The sequence below is a fragment of the Chitinophaga sp. HK235 genome, assembly GCF_018255755.1.
Taxonomy (GTDB): Bacteria; Bacteroidota; Bacteroidia; order Chitinophagales; family Chitinophagaceae; genus Chitinophaga.
In genome coordinates, this window is sequence record NZ_CP073766.1 from 6,288,652 (window position 1) to 6,310,341 (window position 21,690).

At 47.7% G+C, this 21,690-nt stretch carries 12 protein-coding genes; 11 read left to right on the forward strand and 1 reads right to left on the reverse strand.

Annotated elements, in window-relative coordinates; genetic code table 11:
• The first annotated feature begins 53 nt into the window (after nt 1-53).
• The 5 genes from KD145_RS23940 (at nt 54) to KD145_RS23960 (ending at nt 7,120) form a co-directional block, all read left to right on the forward strand.
• Entirely contained in the window at nt 54-545 is a 492-nt protein-coding gene (locus KD145_RS23940; RefSeq protein WP_212002337.1) for a DinB family protein, read from the forward strand.
• Between the two features lie 49 nt (nt 546-594).
• Complete coding sequence (locus tag KD145_RS23945) at nt 595-1,290, forward strand: NUDIX domain-containing protein (protein WP_212002338.1); 696 nt, start codon at nt 595-597, stop codon at nt 1,288-1,290.
• 81 nt (nt 1,291-1,371) lie between these two features.
• Nucleotides 1,372-3,342, forward strand: a complete 1,971-nt coding sequence (locus KD145_RS23950) for a sensor histidine kinase KdpD (RefSeq protein WP_212002339.1) — start codon at nt 1,372-1,374, stop codon at nt 3,340-3,342.
• A complete protein-coding gene (locus KD145_RS23955) occupies nt 3,320-5,236 on the forward strand; it encodes a sensor histidine kinase KdpD (protein WP_212002341.1) in 1,917 nt (638 codons plus the stop codon). Before KD145_RS23950 ends, KD145_RS23955 begins: the two co-directional genes overlap by 23 nt.
• A 6-nt stretch (nt 5,237-5,242) precedes the next feature.
• Nucleotides 5,243-7,120, forward strand: a complete 1,878-nt coding sequence (locus tag KD145_RS23960; protein ID WP_212002342.1) for a sensor histidine kinase KdpD — start codon at nt 5,243-5,245, stop codon at nt 7,118-7,120.
• Between the two features lie 3 nt (nt 7,121-7,123).
• Here the strand turns inward: KD145_RS23960 and KD145_RS23965 are convergent, their stop codons facing one another.
• Nucleotides 7,124-8,134: a beta-ketoacyl-ACP synthase III gene (locus KD145_RS23965; protein WP_212002343.1), complete on the reverse strand. Its 1,011-nt coding sequence runs from the start codon at nt 8,132-8,134 to the stop codon at nt 7,124-7,126.
• Nucleotides 8,135-8,328: 194 nt separating this feature from the next.
• Here KD145_RS23965 and ruvA point away from each other — a divergent pair, with 194 nt between their 5' ends.
• The 6 genes from ruvA to KD145_RS23995 all read left to right on the forward strand — a co-directional run bounded on the left by ruvA (nt 8,329) and on the right by KD145_RS23995 (nt 21,599).
• Complete coding sequence (gene ruvA, locus KD145_RS23970; protein WP_212002345.1) at nt 8,329-8,919, forward strand: Holliday junction branch migration protein RuvA; 591 nt, start codon at nt 8,329-8,331, stop codon at nt 8,917-8,919.
• Between the two features lie 134 nt (nt 8,920-9,053).
• Nucleotides 9,054-16,232 (forward strand): cell surface protein SprA, encoded by a 7,179-nt coding sequence (sprA, locus tag KD145_RS23975; RefSeq protein ID WP_249219538.1) that lies wholly within the window; start codon nt 9,054-9,056, stop codon nt 16,230-16,232.
• A gap of 354 nt (nt 16,233-16,586) precedes the next feature.
• Nucleotides 16,587-17,432 carry a M57 family metalloprotease gene (locus KD145_RS23980; protein ID WP_212002347.1) on the forward strand — a complete coding sequence of 282 codons (846 nt, stop codon included), beginning with the start codon at nt 16,587-16,589 and terminating at the stop codon, nt 17,430-17,432.
• Between the two features lie 170 nt (nt 17,433-17,602).
• Nucleotides 17,603-17,974, forward strand: a complete 372-nt coding sequence (locus KD145_RS23985; protein ID WP_212002348.1) for a hypothetical protein — start codon at nt 17,603-17,605, stop codon at nt 17,972-17,974.
• Between the two features lie 131 nt (nt 17,975-18,105).
• Complete coding sequence (locus KD145_RS23990) at nt 18,106-20,391, forward strand: TonB-dependent receptor (protein WP_212002349.1); 2,286 nt, start codon at nt 18,106-18,108, stop codon at nt 20,389-20,391.
• A 2-nt stretch (nt 20,392-20,393) separates the two neighbouring features.
• Nucleotides 20,394-21,599, forward strand: coding sequence for a sialidase family protein (locus KD145_RS23995; protein WP_212002350.1), 1,206 nt, complete (start codon nt 20,394-20,396; stop codon nt 21,597-21,599).
• The last annotated feature ends 91 nt before the right edge of the window (nt 21,600-21,690 follow it).

Sequence of the window (21,690 nt, forward strand, 5' to 3'; positions counted from 1 at the left end):
TATTGTAATTTGTTGACGATTCATTAAAGCCTGGTTAATTAACCTTTTTGTACATGAAAGAAATCCTGGTGCGGTTTGCATCTTATAATCACTGGGCCAACCAGCAGCTGGTGGCCGTTATGCTGAATCTGGATGCGGAAAAGACAGAGCGGGACCTGGGAGGCAGTTTCCCTTCCCTGCGTAAAACAGTATGTCATTTATGGTTTGGGGAAAGTATCTGGTATCAGCGTTTACAGCTGACGGAGCAGCCGGTAGACCCGACGGTAGCTTTTACCGGTACTTTTGAAGAGGCCTGTCAGTCCTGGCTGCAGCAGTCGCTTCTATTGGAGGAATGGGTGAAGCAGGCTTCCGAAGTAAAGTTGAACCATACCTTTGCTTTCACTCCTGGTACAGGAGAGCAGGTGAAGCTGCCGGTACACGAAGCGGTGATGCATGTGTGTAACCACAGCACTTTTCATCGCGGACAGCTGGTAAATATGCTTCGCCAGCTGGAGGTGACTAAAATTCCAGCTACCGACTACCGCCGTTATAAACCAAAAAAATAAGCGGTTTTATATTATTTTTACCCGATATACGCTGGAAAAATTCCGTTTTATGAATGCTGCTTCTTTTTATGCGCAAGCCCCAAAACACCTGGTGGCAGTAGACTGTATCATCTTTGGTTTCGACGAAGGCAAGCTGAAGTTATTGGTGATGAAGCGAAAAGTCGCTCCTATGGCGGGTGAATGGTCGCTGGTAGGTGGTTTTGTGCAATCGGAGGAAAGTACCGACGAAGCAGCGGCCCGGGTACTCAAACATACTACCGGTCTGGAAAATATCTATATGGACCAGCTGCACTGTTATGGTGAGGTATCCCGTGATACCGGTGCAAGGGTAATATCAGTGGCCTATTATGCCCTGATACGTATCAAGGAACACGACCGGCCGCTGGCCCAGGAACATGGTGCGCACTGGCTGGAGCTGCATGAAATCCCTGCATTGATCTTTGACCATAACCGTATGATCAACGATGCACTGGTTCAGCTGCGTAACAACGCCCATTTCCATCCCATTGGCTTTGAACTGCTGCCGGAAAAATTCACCCTGTCCCAACTGAGAAGCCTGTATGAAGAAATATATCAGAAAACCCTTGATAAACGTAACTTCCGTAAGAAAATATTATCACTCGATGTGATGGAGAAACTGGAAGAAAAAGATAAAACCTCCTCCAAAAAGGGCGCACATCTGTACCGCTTTGATCCTGCAAGGTATGAAGCGCTGATGCGGAAAGGACTGGTGTTCGAGATTTAGCAGGGGCCGGAGGAAAATGAACAAAATGAACAGGCGCTGACAGTACACTGTTGCCGTATTTATTTTTACTTTTCCGGTTGAATGAAAACCATCCTGAAGCGATATATGCTGTTGCATATGCACTGGCTGCTGTTTGTTTCCCCACTGATGTTGCAGGGGCAGCACAAGGAAATCAGCAGGCTAAAAGCCTTGTTGCCACATGTGAATGACAGCATAGCATATGTAAATGCCTTAAACAGGCTGGCTGTCCTGTATCAGGTTTGTCAGCTCGATAGCTGCGGGCGTTATGCATCAATGGCAAGAGAGGTGGCCACCCGTATCAATTATCCTTCCGGCAAAGCCTGGGCACTGCGTAACCTGGGCAACTACTACGCTTTCCGCCCCCATCATTATCTCTCTTATCTTTTTTATAATGATGCGCTGGAGGAAAGCCGCCATGCAGGTGATTCTATCAGTGTTTCCCAGGTGCTGAGGAGCATCGGCATCTATCATCAATATACCGGCAAACATACTTCGGCCAACGATTATATTCATCAGTCATTACAGCTTACCCGGCAACTGAAACAGGATTCGCTCCATGCCCTTGGACTGTCCAGCTATTACACGGTCAACTATGCCGACACCGCTCTGCAGGCAGCCGCCACTGCGGCCCTCAAAGAGGCTACAGCCCTGGCCAGACGGTTTCATGATACCCGGGAACTGCTGTACATAAACCTGATGCTGGTCAATAAGGATTTTGCTGCGGGCAGGTTTGAAATAGCCGATCATCTGCTCAGACAGGTGATCGATACGGCCTTGAAGGAAGGCTATACCTACTTCGCCATGTATGGCTCCCTGCAACTGGCAACTTACAAATGCTTGCTGCGCCAGGCCGATTCCATCAAATACCAGCAGGATGCTGTCAGCTACGGCGTGGCCGGAGGATATGCCGGATTGCTGCTGCCGCAGGTAACACAGCTGTACCAGTACTTCCAGCAGAAAAAAGACACCCTTCAGGCGGCTAGATACAGTCGCATTGCGCTGAATATCATGCAGCAACGGCAGGATGACATGCAGCAGGGAGAAATGGATTATATCGCCTACTCCCTTCAGGACCAGATGCTGGATTCTCTCAAAATGCAGTCAGCCCTCCAGCAGACGGCCTTACAGAAAACCAGACTGGCACAACATTACTGGCAATACCTGTTTATATTTATCGTGGTCATTATCCTGTTGCTGCTGGTGCTTACCTATTACCTGATCCGTTCCTATCACTCTTCACGGCTGCGCTCCCAGCGCCTGGCAAGGGTACGGACAGAAATAAGCGCTGCCAATGAGGTACTGAAGACCAACGATGATTTTAAAAACAAACTGATTTCCCTGATTGCTCATGACTTCAGGACCCCGCTGTATAATATCATCGATATTACCGGGTTTGTGAATGAAGATATACTGACCCCGGAAGATGCCGCTGGTATGGTAATGGAAGTGGAACATACTGCTACGGCTACCCTGAAAGTATTTGAAGAGATATTAAGCTGGATGCGGACACAGTTGTCCGGATTCGTTTACCGGCCGCGGTCTTTTGTGCTGTCGGATATGCTGGGAGCCTCCGTACAGAGCATTCAGCATCTGGTGCGGGAAAAAAATATACGGCTGCTAATACGTATCCCCGATGGCATGACCATACAGGGCGATTTTGAAATGCTGCAGTTTATCCACCGGAATTTTCTGCATAATGCTATCAAGTTTTCACCGGAAAATGGAGCTATAACTATAATGGCTATACGTAGAAGTGATTTTGTAGAAGTGACTTTCCGGGATGAAGGACCTGGTATAGACCCTGTAATACTTCCGGGATTGTTTACCTACAGTAGTGATGGATATGCGAAAAAGCGCTCCGGCAAGGGTGCGGGGCTGGCGCTGATCATTTGTCGGGATTTTATTGATAAGATGAGCGGAGAGGCTGGAGCCGCCAATAATGAAGAAGGAGGCAGTACGTTTTTTTACCGGGTGCCGGAAATTAATTTACAAAAGGATACAGGTAGTAATGATAAAAGCGTTTATACATAAACGTTATCTAGCCATTATACTGGGTTGCTGGCTGTGGATGCTGCCAGCTCTCAGGGGCCATGGCCAGGCAGCCATATTGCCGCGCTTGCAACAAGACCTGGCGCAGCAGCGCGATAGTGCCGGGTATGTGGCCGTATTGGGAAAAATCGGCGCACTCTATGCCAGTATACACCTGGACAGCTCCTTTTACTACGCCCGTCAGATGCTGGAAATCGCTACACGCCAGCATGATGTAAGCGGCATGGCCGCTGCCAACAACATGCTGGGATGGTATTATACAGCTAAAACGGATTATAATGTAGGGATCACCTATGCATACAAAGCGCTGTTGCTGAATGAACAGCTCGGCGACTCCGCACAGATGGTAAGGTCACTGAATATTATCTACGGTTGTTATAAGAACTCCGGTCATCCGGTGGAAGCCAACAACTATTTTTACAGGGCTTTTCATATGGCCAACCGGCTACCGCCGGAAAAGGATTCTATAACGGCCACTATGCTGGTGAATTATGCCTGGCGCTTTTTTAATGACAGTACACGTACGGATTCTGTGAGGCTGGTATTACGAAAGGCGGCGACAATACTGAAAAAATATCCCGACAGCAGAGCCACTTTTTATGTGGCAGCTTTTGAGGCCGATCTGATGGTGAAAGAAGGCAGGGGCAGGGAGGCAGAACGCAGTATCTACGAACTGGCCAACCTGGCACAGCAAAAGGGTATGCCCTACGTGGCGATGGACATGTATAGCCGTTTGTACGATTTTCAGCGGCTGGGCTATTTTGCAGATTCTACCAACTATCAGGACCAGGCATATCAGGTGGCTGCACAATCCGGCAGTATGGAACTTAACCTGTACTGGCTGGCCAGACTGTACGACTATTACCGCAGCCGGCAACAGCCGGAGAAAGTGGTGTATTATGGCAATGAAATAATGCGGCTGGCCACGCTGGACCGTTACAAGATTAACCCTCAGGTATCCCGGCAGGAAGCCAATTACATCGATTTTTTTCTGAAGGGGAAAGCATTACAGTCTCTCTCTCTTGCCAACAGGATACAACAGCAGGAGCTGGAAAAGGAGCTGGCGGAGAAAAAGAACAGGACACTGGTGGCAGTAGGATTACTCATCATTATTCTGTTGCTCATTGCCCTGTTTGCCGGCCGTTATCTGCATTACCGGCGCTGGAAGCAGCAGGAAAACGCACTGGCCCTGAGTTATGTGCAACTGGCCAGGACCCACGCTGCCCTTACGGAAAATGATCTTTTCAAGAACAAGCTGATCAGCATGCTGGCCAGCGATTTCCGGACACCGCTGCATCATATCATTGCAGTAGCCACGCAGCTGAAAACGGGTGCGCTTACACAGCCGGAGGTGGTAAGCCTGTTGAAACAGATCGGTAACGCTTCCCGTAAAACCCTGGGCGCATTTAATAATATCCTGAAATGGCTACGGATGCAGTTGTCTGGCTTTACTTATAAGCCAGTCACCTGTAAACTGCTGCCGCTGATAGCAGAGGCGCTGGAGTCCCTGCAGGAAGAGATGAACGACAAGCGATTGACGCTGGTGAACCGTATTGCTCCTGCGCTGACGGTTGTGGCAGATGAAGAAATATTGCGGCTGGTGAATATCCAGCTGTTTCAGGTAGCTGTTACGACTGCCAGGGCCGGCAGTGTGCTGGTAGTATCAGCGTATGGGGAGAAAGGGAAAATAACGGTCCGTATTATGGCCGATGGCGGGCCGGCTACCAGGAAATTACTGGAAGAACTCAAGGATAAGGAACATAATATTTTTGCTTTAGGGATTATTATCAGCCGGGATTTTATGCATAAGATGAAAGGTGGGCTTATTGTACAGGAAGAAGCTGAAGGTTTTTTGATGTTGGAGTACACTATTTAGTCGTATATGCGTAAACATTATCTTGCCACTATTTGCTGTCTGTTATCACTGAAGATGGTTGCCCAGTCTCCGCAATTGCCGGAGTTGCAGCATGACCTTGCCTTGCAACGCGACAGCGCCGGTTATGTATCCATATTGGGAAAAATCGCGGCTTTGTACGCTGTTATTGATCTGGACAGCTGCTTCTATTATGCACTGAAAGTGCAGGATATGGCTGCCCGGCAGCACAATGTGCGGGGATTGGCAGATGCTGATGATATATTTAGTTTTTACTACGCGATTAAAACTGATTTTGATGTGGCCAGCGTGTATGCCTACCGGGCGCTGAAAGTACATGAGCAGCTGGGTGATTCTGCACGCATAGCCAAAACACTGGGCAATATCTATCATTACTATCGTAATATGGGAAGGGCAGCAGATGCCAATACTTATTTCTACAAGGCTTTTCATCTGGCCGGCAGGTTACCACCCGGACAGGACTCTGTATATGGCATTTTGCTCATCAACTATGTTATGCGGTTTTACAAAGACAGTACCCGTGCTGATTCGGTGCACTGGGCCTTAAAAACAGCCCGCGAGGTAGTGTCCCGCTATCCGCGTTCCAAAGTGATCTTTTATGTAGATGCATATGAGCTGAACGACCTGGTACTGAAGGGGAGGGGTAAGGAAGCAGAAGCTGCCATCTATCAGCTGGCTGATAAAGCAATACGCAGCGGGATGCCTTTAGTGGCCATGGACATATATGGCCGGCTGGATGATTTTCCGCGGCTGGGTTATTATGCAGATACAGCAAAATATCAGGAGAAAGCATATCAGTTAGGACTGCAAACCGGCAGCATTGCCCTTAACCTGTATTGGCTGGCACGGCTATACGATTTCTACAGCAGAAAAAATGATGCAGTCAGAGTCGCGCAATACAGCCGGGAAATTATGCGTCTTGCCGGAGAACGACGTTATCAGCCTAACGCAGGATCTTATGATTATATCGATTTCTTCAGGAAAGAGAAAGCTTTGCAGTCGCTGGTCCGGCAAAACCGGATACAGCAGCTGATACTGGATAAAGAGGAGGTTGAATCCGGTAATCGTCAGCTGCTGATCATAGGGATGTTGATTGTATTTATACTGCTGATGGTGCTGATGTGGGAACGTTACTGGCATTATCAGCGGCTGAAACAGCAGGATGAGGCACTTTTGCAGGGATATAGGGAGATGGAGCGCATTCACCTGGCATTGAAGGAAAATGAAGCTTTTAAAAACAAGTTGATCAGCCTGTTGGCCAGGGATTTTAAAGGGCCGCTTGTACATCTTACAGAGGTGGGGGCGCGGTTCCGGTCGGGAACTTTGTCGAAGGCCGAAATGACTGCATGGCTAAAGCAGATCAGCACTACCTCTGTGCGGATCCTGGATATTTTTGATAATATTCTGAAATGGCTGCGGTTGCAGCTGCAGGGCTATACTTACAAACCAGTCGCCAGTGCGTTACTGTCCCTGGTGAAGAGTGCGACAGGGCCGCTGGAAGCGGAAATAGCGCAGAAGCAGCTGAAGGTGGCATATTATATACCGGAGGGGATGCAGGTGTTGGCAGATGAGGAGTTACTAAAACTGGTAAACATACAGTTATTGCAGATAGCCGTTACCGTGGCAAGGGTGGGCAGCACATTAAAGATTGCTGCAGGGGAGGATCCGGAGCAGGTGGAGGTGAGGATATTGGCGGAAACGGGGAAGGATGCCCGTTTTGTACTGGCAGGGCTGGAAAACTGGCAGGATAATGGACTGGCGCTGGGGTTGGTGATCAGCAGGGACCTGATGAAGATGATGCATGGGCATATAATAGCGGAAGGCCAGGGGCAAACGCACCTGGCCTTCGGGTATATCTTGCCTTAAAGGTTATTTACCAAATTTTTCGCCGTCGTACGCCCATTTAATGTAGCTGGCGCCCCAGGTGAAACCTCCGCCAAATGCGGCCATGATAAGGTTGTCTCCTTTTTTCAGTTGTTTTTCGTAGTCCCACAGGCACAGTGGAATAGTACCGGCGGTAGTGTTGCCATAGCGCTGGATGTTCATCATGATCTTCTCATCGGGTAAGTTGATGTACTGAGCGGTGGCAGCAATGATACGTTTGTTGGCCTGGTGAGGAACGAGCCATGCAATGTTGTCTGCAGTGAGATTGTTGCGTTCCAGTACGTTGTTGGCTGCTTCAGACATGTTGGACACGGCGTATTTAAACACCATTTTACCTTCCTGGTAAACATAGTGTTCGCGGTTCTGCACTGTTTCGAGGGAGGCAGGTTTTACGGAGCCACCGGCTTTCATGTGCAGGTATTCACGGCCATGTCCATCACTTTTCAGGATGCTGTCAATAACGCCGTAACCTTCGGTATTGGGCTCGAGCAGTACACCACCGGCGCCATCACCGAAGATGATGCAGGTAGTCCTGTCGGTATAGTCAATGATAGAGCTCATTTTGTCTGCACCAATCACCATCACTTTCTGATAACGGCCACTTTCAATAAACCGGGCGCCGGTATCCAGAGCATACAGGAAACCGGAGCAGGCAGCACTAATGTCGAAACCGAATGCATTTTTAGCACCGATTTTATCTGTTACAACATTGGCTGTGGCGGGGAATGTCATGTCGGGAGTTACAGTGGCTACAATGAGCAGGTCTATTTCTTCAGGAGAAATACCTCTTTTTTTGCAGATCTCGAGGGCTACAGGTACGCATAAATCGGAGGTGCCTTTCCCTTCTCCTTTAAGAATCCTTCTTTCGGAGATGCCAGTCCGGGTCAATATCCACTCGTCTGTTGTGTCAACCAGTTTTTCAAGTTCCTGATTGGTCAGCACATAGTCAGGAACATATCCACCCACCGCTGTAATAGCGGCCGTTATTTTATTCATATAAACTAAATATGTGTTTAAATCGAGGCGTAAAAATACGATATAAACGAATATTTCCTAAAAAAGTCGCATATGAACCCGTTAATGGCTTGTCAATCCACTAAAAGTTAGCATCTTTGCCCCTTTATTACAAGGGATGCTTTATTCCTCATTTTTTCGTAAGTTTTAGTTAAATTACCGAACCTTTACCTTCTATGATCGCTTATTTGGATGGAAAATTGGCATATAAGTCACCGGCATTTGTTCATATGGATGTGAACGGAATAGGATACGAAGTCCAGATCAGCCTTAATACCTATTCACGGATACAGGGCCTGGAAAGTTGTAAATTGTTAACCTATTTGCAGATCAAGGAAGACGCACATACCCTGTATGGTTTTTTTGAAGAGGCAGAAAGAAGCCTTTTCCTTTTATTGATCAGCGTATCAGGAGTTGGCGCCAGTACGGCCAGAATGATGTTGTCTTCTCTTCAACCGGAAGATATCCAGCGGGCCATTATGATGGAGAATGAAAAAATGCTGGAAGGCGTCAAAGGAATAGGGGCAAAAACAGCCAAAAGAATCATTCTGGAACTGAAAGACAAGATAAAGAAACAAAAGGATACAGGTGGCTTACAATTATCTGCAGCATTAAACAATACAATCCATGAAGATGCGTTAAATGCTCTGGTAACTCTTGGCATAGCCCGGAACATGGCAGATACGGCAATTCAGAGAGTTATGAAGAACGAACCAACATTGCAAAACTTGGAAGAGCTGATCAAAAAAGCCCTGAAAAGTTTATAATTAATAAAGACCTCTATAAAAACCTATTTTTCTTGGCAAGAAAGACTTACTATGGTGCTTTTGCAGTAATAGGAATTGTATCTTTTATCATTGTTGACACTGCCGCAAGGGAACGATCCGGGAATATTAAATTTTTGAGCAGAACGAGTTGGAAGTCGGACACCACAACTACTGGTAATACCAAAATCGATACTACCGGGAAGAAAGATACCCTGAAATACCCCCTTAAGGACAGACGCGGCCCCACTATATCGGACCCGACGTCCAGGAATGCTATTGACCTGAACGATCCGGCCAATATCAACAAAACTGTAGAATACGATCCCATTACCAAACAATACACCGTCACAGAGAAAATCGGCAACCAGAATTACCGGAACCCGACTTATATGAACTTCGATGAGTTCTATAAACTTCAGTCGGCCCAAAGCGAAAAAAACTACTGGCAGAAAAGGGCCAGCGCTCTCGGTAATCTCAACCAGCGTGGTAATGGCCCGCAGCTGTACAACGGCAATAACCTCTTTGACCGCATCTTCGGCGGCAGTAAAGTGGATATCCGGCCGCAGGGAAGCCTCGACCTGACATTCGGCTACCAGGGCCAGAATATCAAAAACCCTGTACTGGTGGAGCAGGCCCGTAAAAACGGGGGCTTCAACTTCGACATGGGTATCAACATGAACGTTACCGGAAGAATCGGTGATAAACTGAAACTGATCACCAACTACAATACCCAGTCTACCTTCGATTTCGAAAACCAGGTAAAACTGGAGTATACCGGCTATAGTGACGAAATTATCAAGAAAATAGAAGCCGGTAACGTGAGCTTCCCCCTCCGTAGTTCCCTGATCTCCGGTATCCAGTCACTCTTCGGTGTGAAAACGCAACTGCAGTTTGGCCGCCTCACGGTAACGAGTGTACTGTCCAACCAGAAATCACAGAAACAGAACCTCATGCTCAAAGGCGGTACCATGGTACAGGATTATAATATCCGCGCCGATGAATATGAGGACAACCGACACTTCCTCCTGGCGCAGTTTTACCGCGATACGTTTAACTACGCCATGTCCAACCTGCCCATTATCCGCTCTCTCTCCAATATCACCAGGATAGAGGTGTGGGTAACCAATAAAACCGGGGCCACCACTCAAACCCGTGATATCGTAGGTTTGATGGACCTTGGTGAATACAAACCTTACAACGATCAGATCAAGGTAAACACCACCTCCCACCTGCCAGACAGGGCTACCAACAACCTGTACGGCAGTCTGATCGGCGACCCTGCCAGCCGTAATACCGGTATTGTGGTAAGCCGTTTACTGGCCCTGGGCCTGAAACCGGTGTCGGAGTTTGAAAAAACATTCGCCCGTAAACTGGACTCCACAGAATATACGGTTAACAAACAACTGGGCTTCATCTCTCTTAACCAACAGCTGCAACCAGACGAAGTGCTGGCAGTAGCTTATCAATACACGTATAACGGCAGAACCTACCAGGTGGGTGAATTCTCCCAGGATATCCCACCAGATCAGAACAATAGCGCCAACTCACCGGTGCTGTTCCTGAAATTGCTGAAAGCCACTTCGGCCCGGCCTACACTGCCTATCTGGAAGCTGATGATGAAAAACATCTATGCCACCGGCGCCTTCCAGGTGAATAAGCAGGACTTCAAAATGGATGTTTTCTATAAAGACCCCGGTGCAGAAAACAGACCGCCCAGCGATAAACGTTACCTCCCCGATGCAAAAGGCGATTACGCCGGTGCACCGATTATTACCATCTTAAACCTCGACCGCCTCAACAACCAGCTCGACCCGCAGCCGGATGGTGTGTTCGACTACGTAGAGGGATACACGATTAATTCCCTTAACGGGAAAATCATGTTCCCCATGCTGGAACCTTTCGGGGACGGACTGAAAAAAGCTTTCGGCGGAGATGGTACCCTGGAAAAACAATACATGTACCGCGTATTGTACGACTCCATCAAGGTAGTGGCACAACAGTTCCCGCAGCTCAACCGCTACGTGATACGCGGCTCCTATAAATCGGCCAACTCCTCGGAAATCAATCTGGGAGGTGGTATCACCATTCCTCCCGGCTCCGTGACCGTAACCGCCGGTGGCCAGGTGTTGCGTGAAAATGTGGATTATATCATCGACTATAACCTCGGCAGGCTTAAGATCATCAACGGCGGTGTGCTCAACTCCGGCGTGCCGATCAATGTGCAGTTTGAAAACAATGCCCTGTTCGGCCAGCAGGTCCGCAACTATTTCGGTACCCGCCTAGATTATCTCGTCAATGATAAACTGAGTATCGGCGGTACCATCGTCCGCATGAGTGAAAGACCTTACTACCAGAAGGTGAACTACGGTGAAGATCCTATCAAAAACACCATGGTAGGCCTCGACCTTAACTACGCTTCCGAATGGAAAGGACTGACACGTTTCCTGGACAAACTGCCCAACTACAGTACTACCACACCTTCCCACGTCCTGTTTACTGGTGAGGTGGCCCGGCTGTTCCCTGGTCACAGTAAACTGATCAACCAGCCCGGCAGCAAACAGGGTACAGCTTATATCGACGATTTCGAAGGTGTAAAGAGTGGTTATGATCTTAAATTCCCTGCTACCAGCTGGGCACTGGCCTCTACGCCCAAAGGCGCCACCAATGCCAGCGGTACCGTGCTTTTCCCGGAGGCAGAGATGAATAACACACTCGACTATGGTAAAAACAGGGCGAAACTGGCCTGGTATATCCTGGAGCCAACACTCCAGCTGCCCAAGTCACCCAACCTGCCTCCCGGTATCTCTGTTGATGATCAGTCAGACCCCCGCGTAAGGCTGGTATACCAGAAAGAGGTGTTCCGTAACAGATCTACCGATTTCGGACAAAGTCAGCTCAGTACCCTCGATCTGGCCTACTATCCTACAGAAAGAGGCCCGTATAACTTTACCAGCAATCCGATGTCTATGGACAGGAATGGTAAACTGGCCAGTCCCAAATCAAGATGGGGGGGTATCATGCGCGCCATCGACAACAGCGACTTCGAAACTGCGAATATCGAATACATCGAATTCTGGATACAGGACCCCTTCATTAAATCACCCAACAGTGCAGGTGGTTCTCTCTACTTCAACCTGGGTAACGTTTCTGAAGACATTCTCAAAGACGGTAAAAAATTCTTTGAAAATGGTATGCCGGACCCCAATCAGGACCCTAACAAGATCGATTCTTCCACATGGGGCCGCCAGCCTAAGTTCCAGCAGCAGATCACCCAGGCCTTCGATAACGATCCCAATATCAGGGCTTATCAGGACGTGGGTTATGATGGTCTGAAATCTTCCGATGAGGCTGCGTTCTATAAAACCTATATGAACGAAATGGCCATGAACTTCGGTGGTTCCCCTGTATTCCAGCAGGCACAGAGAGATCCGGCCAACGACGATTATAAACATTACCGCAGTGCCGATTATGATGCCAGCAAGGCCAGCATTCTGGAACGTTATAAAAACTATAGCAATCCGGAAGGCAACTCCCCGGTATCTGATCCCAAATCATCGTTCTCTACTGCCGCTACCAACATCCCCGAGTCGGAAGATCTGAACAGGGATAATACCATGAACGAAACGGAAGAGTACTTCCAGTACCGGGTAGACCTGAAACCCAGTATGACGGTAGGTACCAACTTCATTGTGGATAAAATTGATGCGCCGGTAGATCTGCCGAACGGACAGAAAACCACCGAAACCTGGTATCAGTTTAAAGTGCCGTTAAACCAGTTCAACGCTAAGGTGGGCAGCATCCCCGACTTTAAGTCTATCCGCTTTATGCGTATGTTCATGACCGATTTCAGCGAACCGGTAGTGGTACGTTTTGCGAAACTGGAACTGGTACGCAACCAATGGCGCCGTTATATGTACGAGTTAAGACCAGGTGATCCTGTACCGTTAAATCAGACCACCACCTTTAACTCTTCTGCTGTAAATATTGAAGAAAACTCTTCCCGCAGCCCTATTCCTTATGTGCTGCCACCGGGAGTAGTAAGACAGAATACAATCAGTACCAACAATACCACACTGCAGCTGAACGAACAATCCCTGTCTGTTCAGGTATGTAATCTGCAGGACGGAGAGATCCGCTCTCTGTACAAAACCCTGAACATGGACATGCGCCGGTATAAAAAACTGGAGATGTACATGCACGCAGAAGCCATGGGATCAGCCAGCGCACTGAAAGACGGGCAGGTACAGGCGGTGATACGTATTGGTAGTGACTTTGTGAGTAACTATTACGAATACCGTATTCCGCTGAAAGTGACTGCATGGAACTCCAAATCGCCTACAGAAATATGGCCGGAAGGAAATAACCTACAGCTGATCATGGATCGGTTAAGTCAGCTCAAACAGAAAAGGAATATGTGTGATTCCTGCACTCCGTTGCTGCCATACCCCATGACACCAGTGCCTGATGAATACGGCAACTATATGTCAGTAGTGGGTAACCCCAGCCTGGGAGATGCACGTACCATGATGATTGGTGTCCTTAACCCCAAAGACGATGGATTGCCCCGTTGTGCGGAAGTATGGTTCGATGAACTGCGTCTGTCTGACTTTGATGAGAAAGGTGGTTATGCCGCTCTCGCCAGGGCAGACTTTCAGCTGGCCGACCTGGGTACCATCTCCGTTTCCGGAAATATGCACACAGCCGGCTTCGGAAATATTGACCAGCGGGTGAACGAACGTTTCCGCGATAACTTCCTGCAATACGATGCTGCCGCCAATCTGGATCTGGGCAAACTGTTACCTAAAAAGGTAGGTATGTCTATCCCGGTATATGCCGGATATTCACAATCCGCCAGCAATCCGGAATATGATCCGTACGATCTGGATATCAAACTGAAGGATAAAATAGCATTGGCCCGGTCTGCACGGGAGAGGGACTCCATCCGCAAAAACGCGCAGGACTTCACCTCTATCACCAGTCTGAACTTTACCAACGTCCGGAAACTCAATCTGAAACAGGGTAAACGACATCTGTGGGATATCGAGAACTTCGACATCAGTTATTCGTTTTCGCAGATCAACAGGCATAATCCGCTGATTCAAAGCGACCTGCTGACCAAACACCGCGGTGGATTGGGGTATAACTACGCCGGCCAGCCACGTTATATTGAGCCGTTTAAAAAGCTACTGAAGACTAAAACTCACTGGCTGGATCTGATAAGGGACTTCAATATTAACTATGTGCCGTCTATCATCAGTTTCCGTGCAGATATTATCCGGCAGTTTGGCGCATCCCGTATCCGCAACGTGGGCGGCGATGTGAAATATCAGCTGCCTGAGACTTATGATAAATACTTCACATTCGATCGCTATTATACACTTAAATGGGATCTCACCCGTAGTATCAATGTTGAGTTTAATGCGGTGAACAATTCCCGTGTAGACGAGCCGGCAGGTAGAATAAACAATTCCTCGAAAAAGGATTCTGTGTGGTCCAATTTCTTCAAAGGTGGTCGTTCTGTAAACTACATGCACAACGCTAACTTCACGTACACCCTGCCTACAGCCAAGTTCCCGGCCTTAAGCTGGACCAGCGTGGCAGTGGGTTATAGCACAGAATACCGTTGGACCGGCGCTTCCAGGCTGGCACTTTATCTGGGTAACGCCATCGAAAACAGTCAGCAGCGCACAGTAACAGCAGAATTTAAATTTGTGGAACTGTACAACAAATCCAAGTTCCTGCGTAAAATTAATGCGCGCAAACAATCGACCAACAATAACAATCAACAGAACAACAAAAACAATACAGGCAATAACAATCAGTCATCTCAGCAACAACAGAATGCTGATGATATTTCACCATGGGTGAAAGGAGTGCTGAAACCATTGATGGCACTGAAGCGTATTGGTATCAACTACAACGAAAATGCAGGAACACGTCTGCCAGGTTATCTGGACAGTACCAAAGTGCTGGGTATGAACTGGCAATCTATGGCGCCAGGCATTGGGTTTGTATTGGGCAAACAGCCGGATAAAAAATGGCTGGACGATTTCGCCAAAAAAGGATTGATTACGCCGGACCCTTCACTGAACATACAGTTCCAGCAGCAGTTTACCCAACGTTGGGACGCTCAGGCACAGCTGGAGCCGTTTAACGATCTGCGTATAGATCTTAACATGACCAAGTCGTTTACCAAAACGCATACAGAACTGTATAAGAACCTGCAGGATTCTACCGGTGCCAACCTCGGCTTCCAGCACCTCAGTCCTTATGATGCCGGTGGTTTTGAAATTACCTATATCGCCATCAAAACCATGTTTGGCAGAATCAATACGGCGAATGGGGTTTCTGAGACGTTCCGTAATTTCGAGGCATACCGTAATATCATTTCTCAAAGACTGGGCGCAGCCAACCCGTACAACAAAGACCCGGGAGTACCTGCCGGCGATCCGAAAGATCCGTCTTATGCCTACGGTTATACCCGGTATGCACAAGACGTGCTGATACCAGCCTTCCTGGCTGCCTACACCGGCAAGTCGCCCGACAAGATCGGACTGCTGCAGGGACCTGGCAGCTCTGTAAGAAGCAATCCGTTCAAAAACTTCATACCTAGACCTAACTGGCGTGTAACGTATAATGGTCTGACCAAGCTGGAACCATTCCGCAGCTTCCTTACCAACTTTACACTCACGCATGGTTATATCGGTACGCTGTCGATGAACTCCTATAATACTTCCATGTATTATGAAGATCCAAGACTGGCAGGTTATCCGGCCTTCAGGGATACCGTATCGGGCAACTACTTCCCGTACTTCCTGGTACCGAACCTGACACTGACAGAACAGTTCTCGCCGCTGCTGGGGATCGACCTCACCTTTACCAACAGCCTCAATGCGCGTGTCGAATTCCGTAAGAGCCGTTCACTCAGTCTCAGTCTGATCGATTACCAGCTGACAGAACTGCGTTCCAGCGAAATCGTGATCGGTGCCGGCTATCGTATCAGAGGGCTGCAGCTGCCATTTGCGATCAGTAAAAACGGAGGAAAGCGTTTGCAGAATGACCTTAACTTCCGGCTGGATATGAGCTTCCGTGATGATAAAACGGCTAACAACCGACTGGATGCCGATCTGGTGATCCCCACCAGCGGTCAGAAAGTGGTGGGTTTTGCACCTTCTATCGACTACATCGTGAACAATCGTCTGAATCTTCGCTTCTTCTACGATCGCAGACAAACCATACCGGTTATTTCCACTGCTTATCCAATCACCAATACCAGAGGTGGTATTACTTTCCGCTTTGTATTATCACAATAGTGAGCGAAATAAATAGTTGAAAAATGAAGCGGCCGTCTCAAAAAGAGATGGCCGCTTCATTTTATTTTATCCCGGAAAATTAATTGTCAACTAGACAATTATACCTCCTTTTTTACAAATGGTATTTGCTTTATATCGTATCTTGTTTTTATGTCCCTGCCCTGAAATTTTATTTCATGATATGAAAAACGTTAACCAATGATGAAGACTTCATTAACCATTATAGTATGTTGTTTATTAACCTGTATCGTTTTTTTTGCATGCCGCAAAGAACACGCCGGGGTAGGTACCGAGGAAGTACCTGAAACTGTCCTTGCCAAAATATCCGGATTGGGTTTTAGTAAAAAAGGTGTGATGAAAGTTAAGAACGGATACATTGTAGAAGGAGATATTTTGTTGACTGATAGCGACCTGAATAAAAAGAATAATGTTATAAGATTGAATGTTGCTGAAACTGAACATTACCGTACCAACAAGCTGATTTATTTTGGTCTTGGTAACGTAGGTACGAGAACAATCTATGTCTCAATAGAAAATCTTTCCGGCAATTACATCACCGCTATAGATGCCGCCCTTGCGCGGTATAACGCGCTTCAATTGAAGATAAGATTTGTTAGAATGCAGAGCGGCGGCAATATTGTTATTGCCAACGGTATTTTGCCTACCAATGTATTGGGTTCGTCAGGGTTCCCGGATGGTAATGGTAATCCTGCAGGCCGGATAGAGTTAAACGCAGGAAGTATCGGCGCCAATTTCAATATAGGCTGGATGACGAGCATTATAGCCCATGAACTGGGGCATTGCATCGGTTTCCGCCATACAGACTATTTTAACCGTAGTGCCAGCTGTGGTTATGATCCCAATCCTGATGAAGGACAAGGCAGTGAAGGAGCTATCCTGATCCCCGGAACGCCCAGTGGCGCAGATACTGACAGCTGGATGCTGGCCTGTATAGGTACTGGTACAGACCGTCCCTTTACTACCAACGATATACTGGCGCTGAATTACCTCTACGGATGCGGATATGAAGGCACCAGGGTTGTAAACGGTGTTTGCGAAACAGGTACCAAAAAATATGTTGGTGCAGTCAGACAAGGTAATACCTACAGGTGCACATACGTCTATACTTTCAGCGATGGCTCCATGAGCATGTACTACTATGAATACAATAACACTGGTTGCCCCGTAGATCCGGTGTGATCCGTTTGACAGAATGATCCCCAGGGCAGGGAAATTAAGCCAAAGGAGGTATCTCAGACTATGTTGAGGTACCTCCTTTTGTTTTAAGTCTCAGCCCTTCGGGCGATGCATAACAATCGCCCCTGATAAAAATCATGATATTTTTAATGATTGTTATTTAAGTTTGCACAGTGAAATATTTTCTCATCATATGCATTTCATTGGGACTTTTGCTGCAAAACTTCAGCAAAAGTCTTATCGTCCTGCAGTTCAACGCACAGCAGTCCTACATTGCGCAGGTGTTGTGTGAAAACAGGAACAAGCCGGAAATGCATTGTGATGGTAAATGTTACCTGAAAAAAGAACTGGACCGTGATGCCCGTCAGGACAAAAACACTGGCAGAAACAAGGAACGTTACGAAGTGATGTTTGTGAATGCCTTGCCGGTATATATTCAGGTACCGGTAGCTGCACAGGTAGCACATGTAGCTTTTTACACAGCCCCATCCCTGGAAACCCCTGCCTCCGCTATTTTCCATCCACCGAAGCCATTGATTGGCTAAGTTATTGTGTGTTGGTTTGATGACCTGACGATGATGATATCGTTGGCGTTGTTATACTGATACACTCCATCCTTATTATTCCTGATAAACCAGGTGTATGCCTTTCAGGCTTACACCCCATTAATGATGTAATGAGAATTTTTTATATACTTTTCATTGCCTGTATGGCGATGCAGATGAGCTATGCCCAGCAACTGGAAGGACGCATAGCAGATGCCCGGACCCGGGAAGCCTTACCAGGCGTAAGTATCAACCTGATCGAAGCCGGCAAGGGCTGCACCAGCAATGCGCAGGGACGTTATGTATTGTCCGTACCTGCCGGAAACGATTCGCTGAAGATTTCCTATGTAGGATACATCACACTTAAAATACCTGCCTCAGCGGCAGCACAAACGCCGGTCATCTACCTGGAAGCCAGTTCCACCAACCTGAATGAGATCATCGTTTCTTCTTCCAGAGAAAAACAATATCGCACAGAAGCACCGGTAGCCATCAGCACCATTTCTCCACAAACATTACAGGAAACCAAAGCCACCACCCTGGACAAAGTGTTGAATAAAGTAAGCGGAGTTTATATGGTAGATCTGGGTAATGAACAACATACGATGGCTATCCGTCAGCCTATCGGCTACAAAAGCCTTTTCCTGTATCTGGAAGATGGTATTCCCATCCGTACAGTAGGAGACTTTAACCACAATGCGCTGATAGAAATCAATATGGCCGCACTGCGTAATATCGAAGTGATCCGCGGACCGGCCTCTTCTATGTATGGCAGTGAAGCAGTGGGCGGGGCTGTCAACTTTATCACAGCAGTGCCTACGCTGGTGCCTACCGCCAAAGTACAGCTGGAGGCCAGTAACTGGGGATATAAACGTACTGACTTCAGTGTTTCCGATACCAAAGGCAAAGCCGGTTTTTTTGTAGGCGGCTACTATGCAGATCAACACAATGGTTATATGGACCATAGCGACTTTCATAAACTGGCGCTGACTGCGAGAACGGATATACAGCTCAACGAAAAAAATAAATGGACTACCGCTGCCACGCTGGTGAATTATAAAACAGATCAGACGGGTGGTTTAGATAGCGCACACTTTTTTGCAAAAGATTACCGCAACTTCCAGACTTTCAGTTACAGAGAAGTGAAAGCCCTGCGTATACGCAGTACACTCGACCATGAATGGGATAGCCGCAACCATACCAGTGTGACCGCTTTCTTCCGCCACACTACTATCGGACAGAATCCTTTTTATGCGATCAAGGATGTGCGTAATACCTTAAAGGCAAGAGGAGAAATCAACAGTGATGCTTTTTATAGTTATGGCATTATTGCACAGCATAAGAAAGATTTCGACTGGAAGAGTGCTTCGCTGATAGCCGGTGTGAGCGCGGATTACAGCCCAGCTACCTATAACGCCAATTATATTGATATTGATAAAGATGCCGCTGGTTATTATGTCGGCTACCGGCTCACCGATTCAGTGCTCACCAATTACCGCGTAGGGTTGCTGAATACAGCTGCCTATACGCAGTTTGCCTTTATGCCGCTGGCTAACATGCGGATAGTGGCTGCACTGCGTTATGACAGGATGGACTATGATTTTAACAACCATCTGCCTCCTTCTGCCTTTACCGGTGCTCCCAGCGAACGCAATAACTTCAATGCGCTCACTCCCAAACTGGGACTGACTTATAACCTTCAGCATAACAGAGGGCTGTATGCGAATTACAGTAAAGGTTTTGCACCTCCTAATATTTCAGAACTGTACAGAGGGGTGAAAGTGCCGGTATTGAAATCTGCTAACTACAATAACTACGAAGCCGGCGGCTGGTTTGGTTTTGCGCAAAATAAAGGATATGTGGATGTCAGTGTGTATCTGATGAAAGGAAGCAATGAAATTGTGAGTGTCCGTACTGCGGATGGTTCTTATGAAAACCAGAATGCAGGTGCTACTACTCATCGTGGTATTGAATGGAATGCCCGCTACACGCCACTTCGTTCTGTATTTATACGGACCAGCGGCACCTATGCGTCTCATATCTTTGACGCCTATACGGAGAGTGGAAAAACATACGACCACAATGCTATGAATGGTGCGCCCAAATGGATCACCAATACGGAACTGACCTGGAAACCTTCTCTGCTGAGAGGTTTCAGGATAGGTGGAGAGTGGCAGCATATCAGTGGGTATTATATGGATGCTGCCAATACGGCCTGGTATAATGGATACGATCTGTTTAATATCAGAGCTGGTTATCAGTGGAAAGGCTTTGATTGCTGGCTCAACTGTATGAATGCAGGTGACCGCCTGTATGCTACTACTGCAGAAAAATCTGCTTATGGCAAGAGTTACAGGGTTGGTCCCCGTCAAACTTTCAACTTTGGAGTAGCTTATACTTTTACCGGAAAAAGATAATTATGAAGAGGATAGTTATAATGATTACAGTGGGGTTACTGGGGTTATGGTCGTGTAAGCCGCAACAGCATGGAGGTACAGCAGTAGTGTTGTCGCACAGCGGAATGGATGCTTCCTGTCCCTACATTACCAGGGACGCATCGGGGAATACGGTGATTAGCTGGGTGGAGAAGGATAGTACTGCAGATACCGGTGTTATGTTGTATGCAGTATCTAACGATAACGGGCATACGTTTTCTGAGCCTGTGAGGATAGCTGCCACCGCTGGGGTATACCCGCATGCGGAAAACCTGCCCAAGCTGCTTTTTAAACCAGATGGCAGTGCGATCGCCCTGTTTGGGGTGGAACAGCACGATCCCCGGAATAAGTATGCGGGAAAAGTGATGTATACACTTTCTGCCGATGGAGGAAAAACCTGGGACAATGCGCGGCCTTTAGTGACAGATACGGCAGGTTATGATCAGCGGTATTTTGATATGGCGCTGTTGCCTGGCGGAGAAGCGGCGGCGATCTGGCTCGATAACCGTAAGGATACCAAAGCGGAAGGATCTACCCTGTATTGGGCTGTAACGGCGGGGCCGCAGGGCTTTCAGGCCGCGAGGCCGGTGGCACATACTGTCTGCCAGTGCTGCCGTACCCGTTTATATGTAGCCAGCAATGGCGATGTGCACCTGGCTTATCGTGATATCATCAATGATTCTATCCGTGATATGGTGCACCAGGTGTCTTTAGATGGCGGAAAGTCTTTCAGTGAGCCGGTACGTATCAGTGCAGACAACTGGGTGGTGAAAGGGTGCCCGCATACCGGCCCGGCGCTGACGGCCAACCGTAAGGGGTTGCATTTTGCCTGGTTTACGATGGGAGGAGGACAAGGTGTTTTTTATGCAGGATCGGAGGATAACGGTAAAACCTATACGCAGAAAGAATCGCTGAGTAAAGCACCTATGGCCAAACATCCGCAGATCGTGACAGCGGCCGACGACAAGGTGGTAGTGGTATGGGACGAACCGGTGAAGTGGCAGGGAGATTTCCGCAGCAGGGTAGGTATGGCGGTCAAATCGCCCGAAGGGCAAACGATCAGCAGTCGTTCACTCACGGCTGATAGCCTCTATGCTACCTATCCGGTAGTGAGTGCCCTGGCCGGTAAATCAGTGCTGGTCGCTTATACAAGAAAAGGAGAGGTGGTGTATGAAGTAGTATCTATCTGAAAAATAAGATTACGGGAAACGTTGCTTATGTGTTTAAAATCAAAAAGAGGGTGTATCAAAAGGCACCCTCTTTTTTTATGTAAGGTCAAAC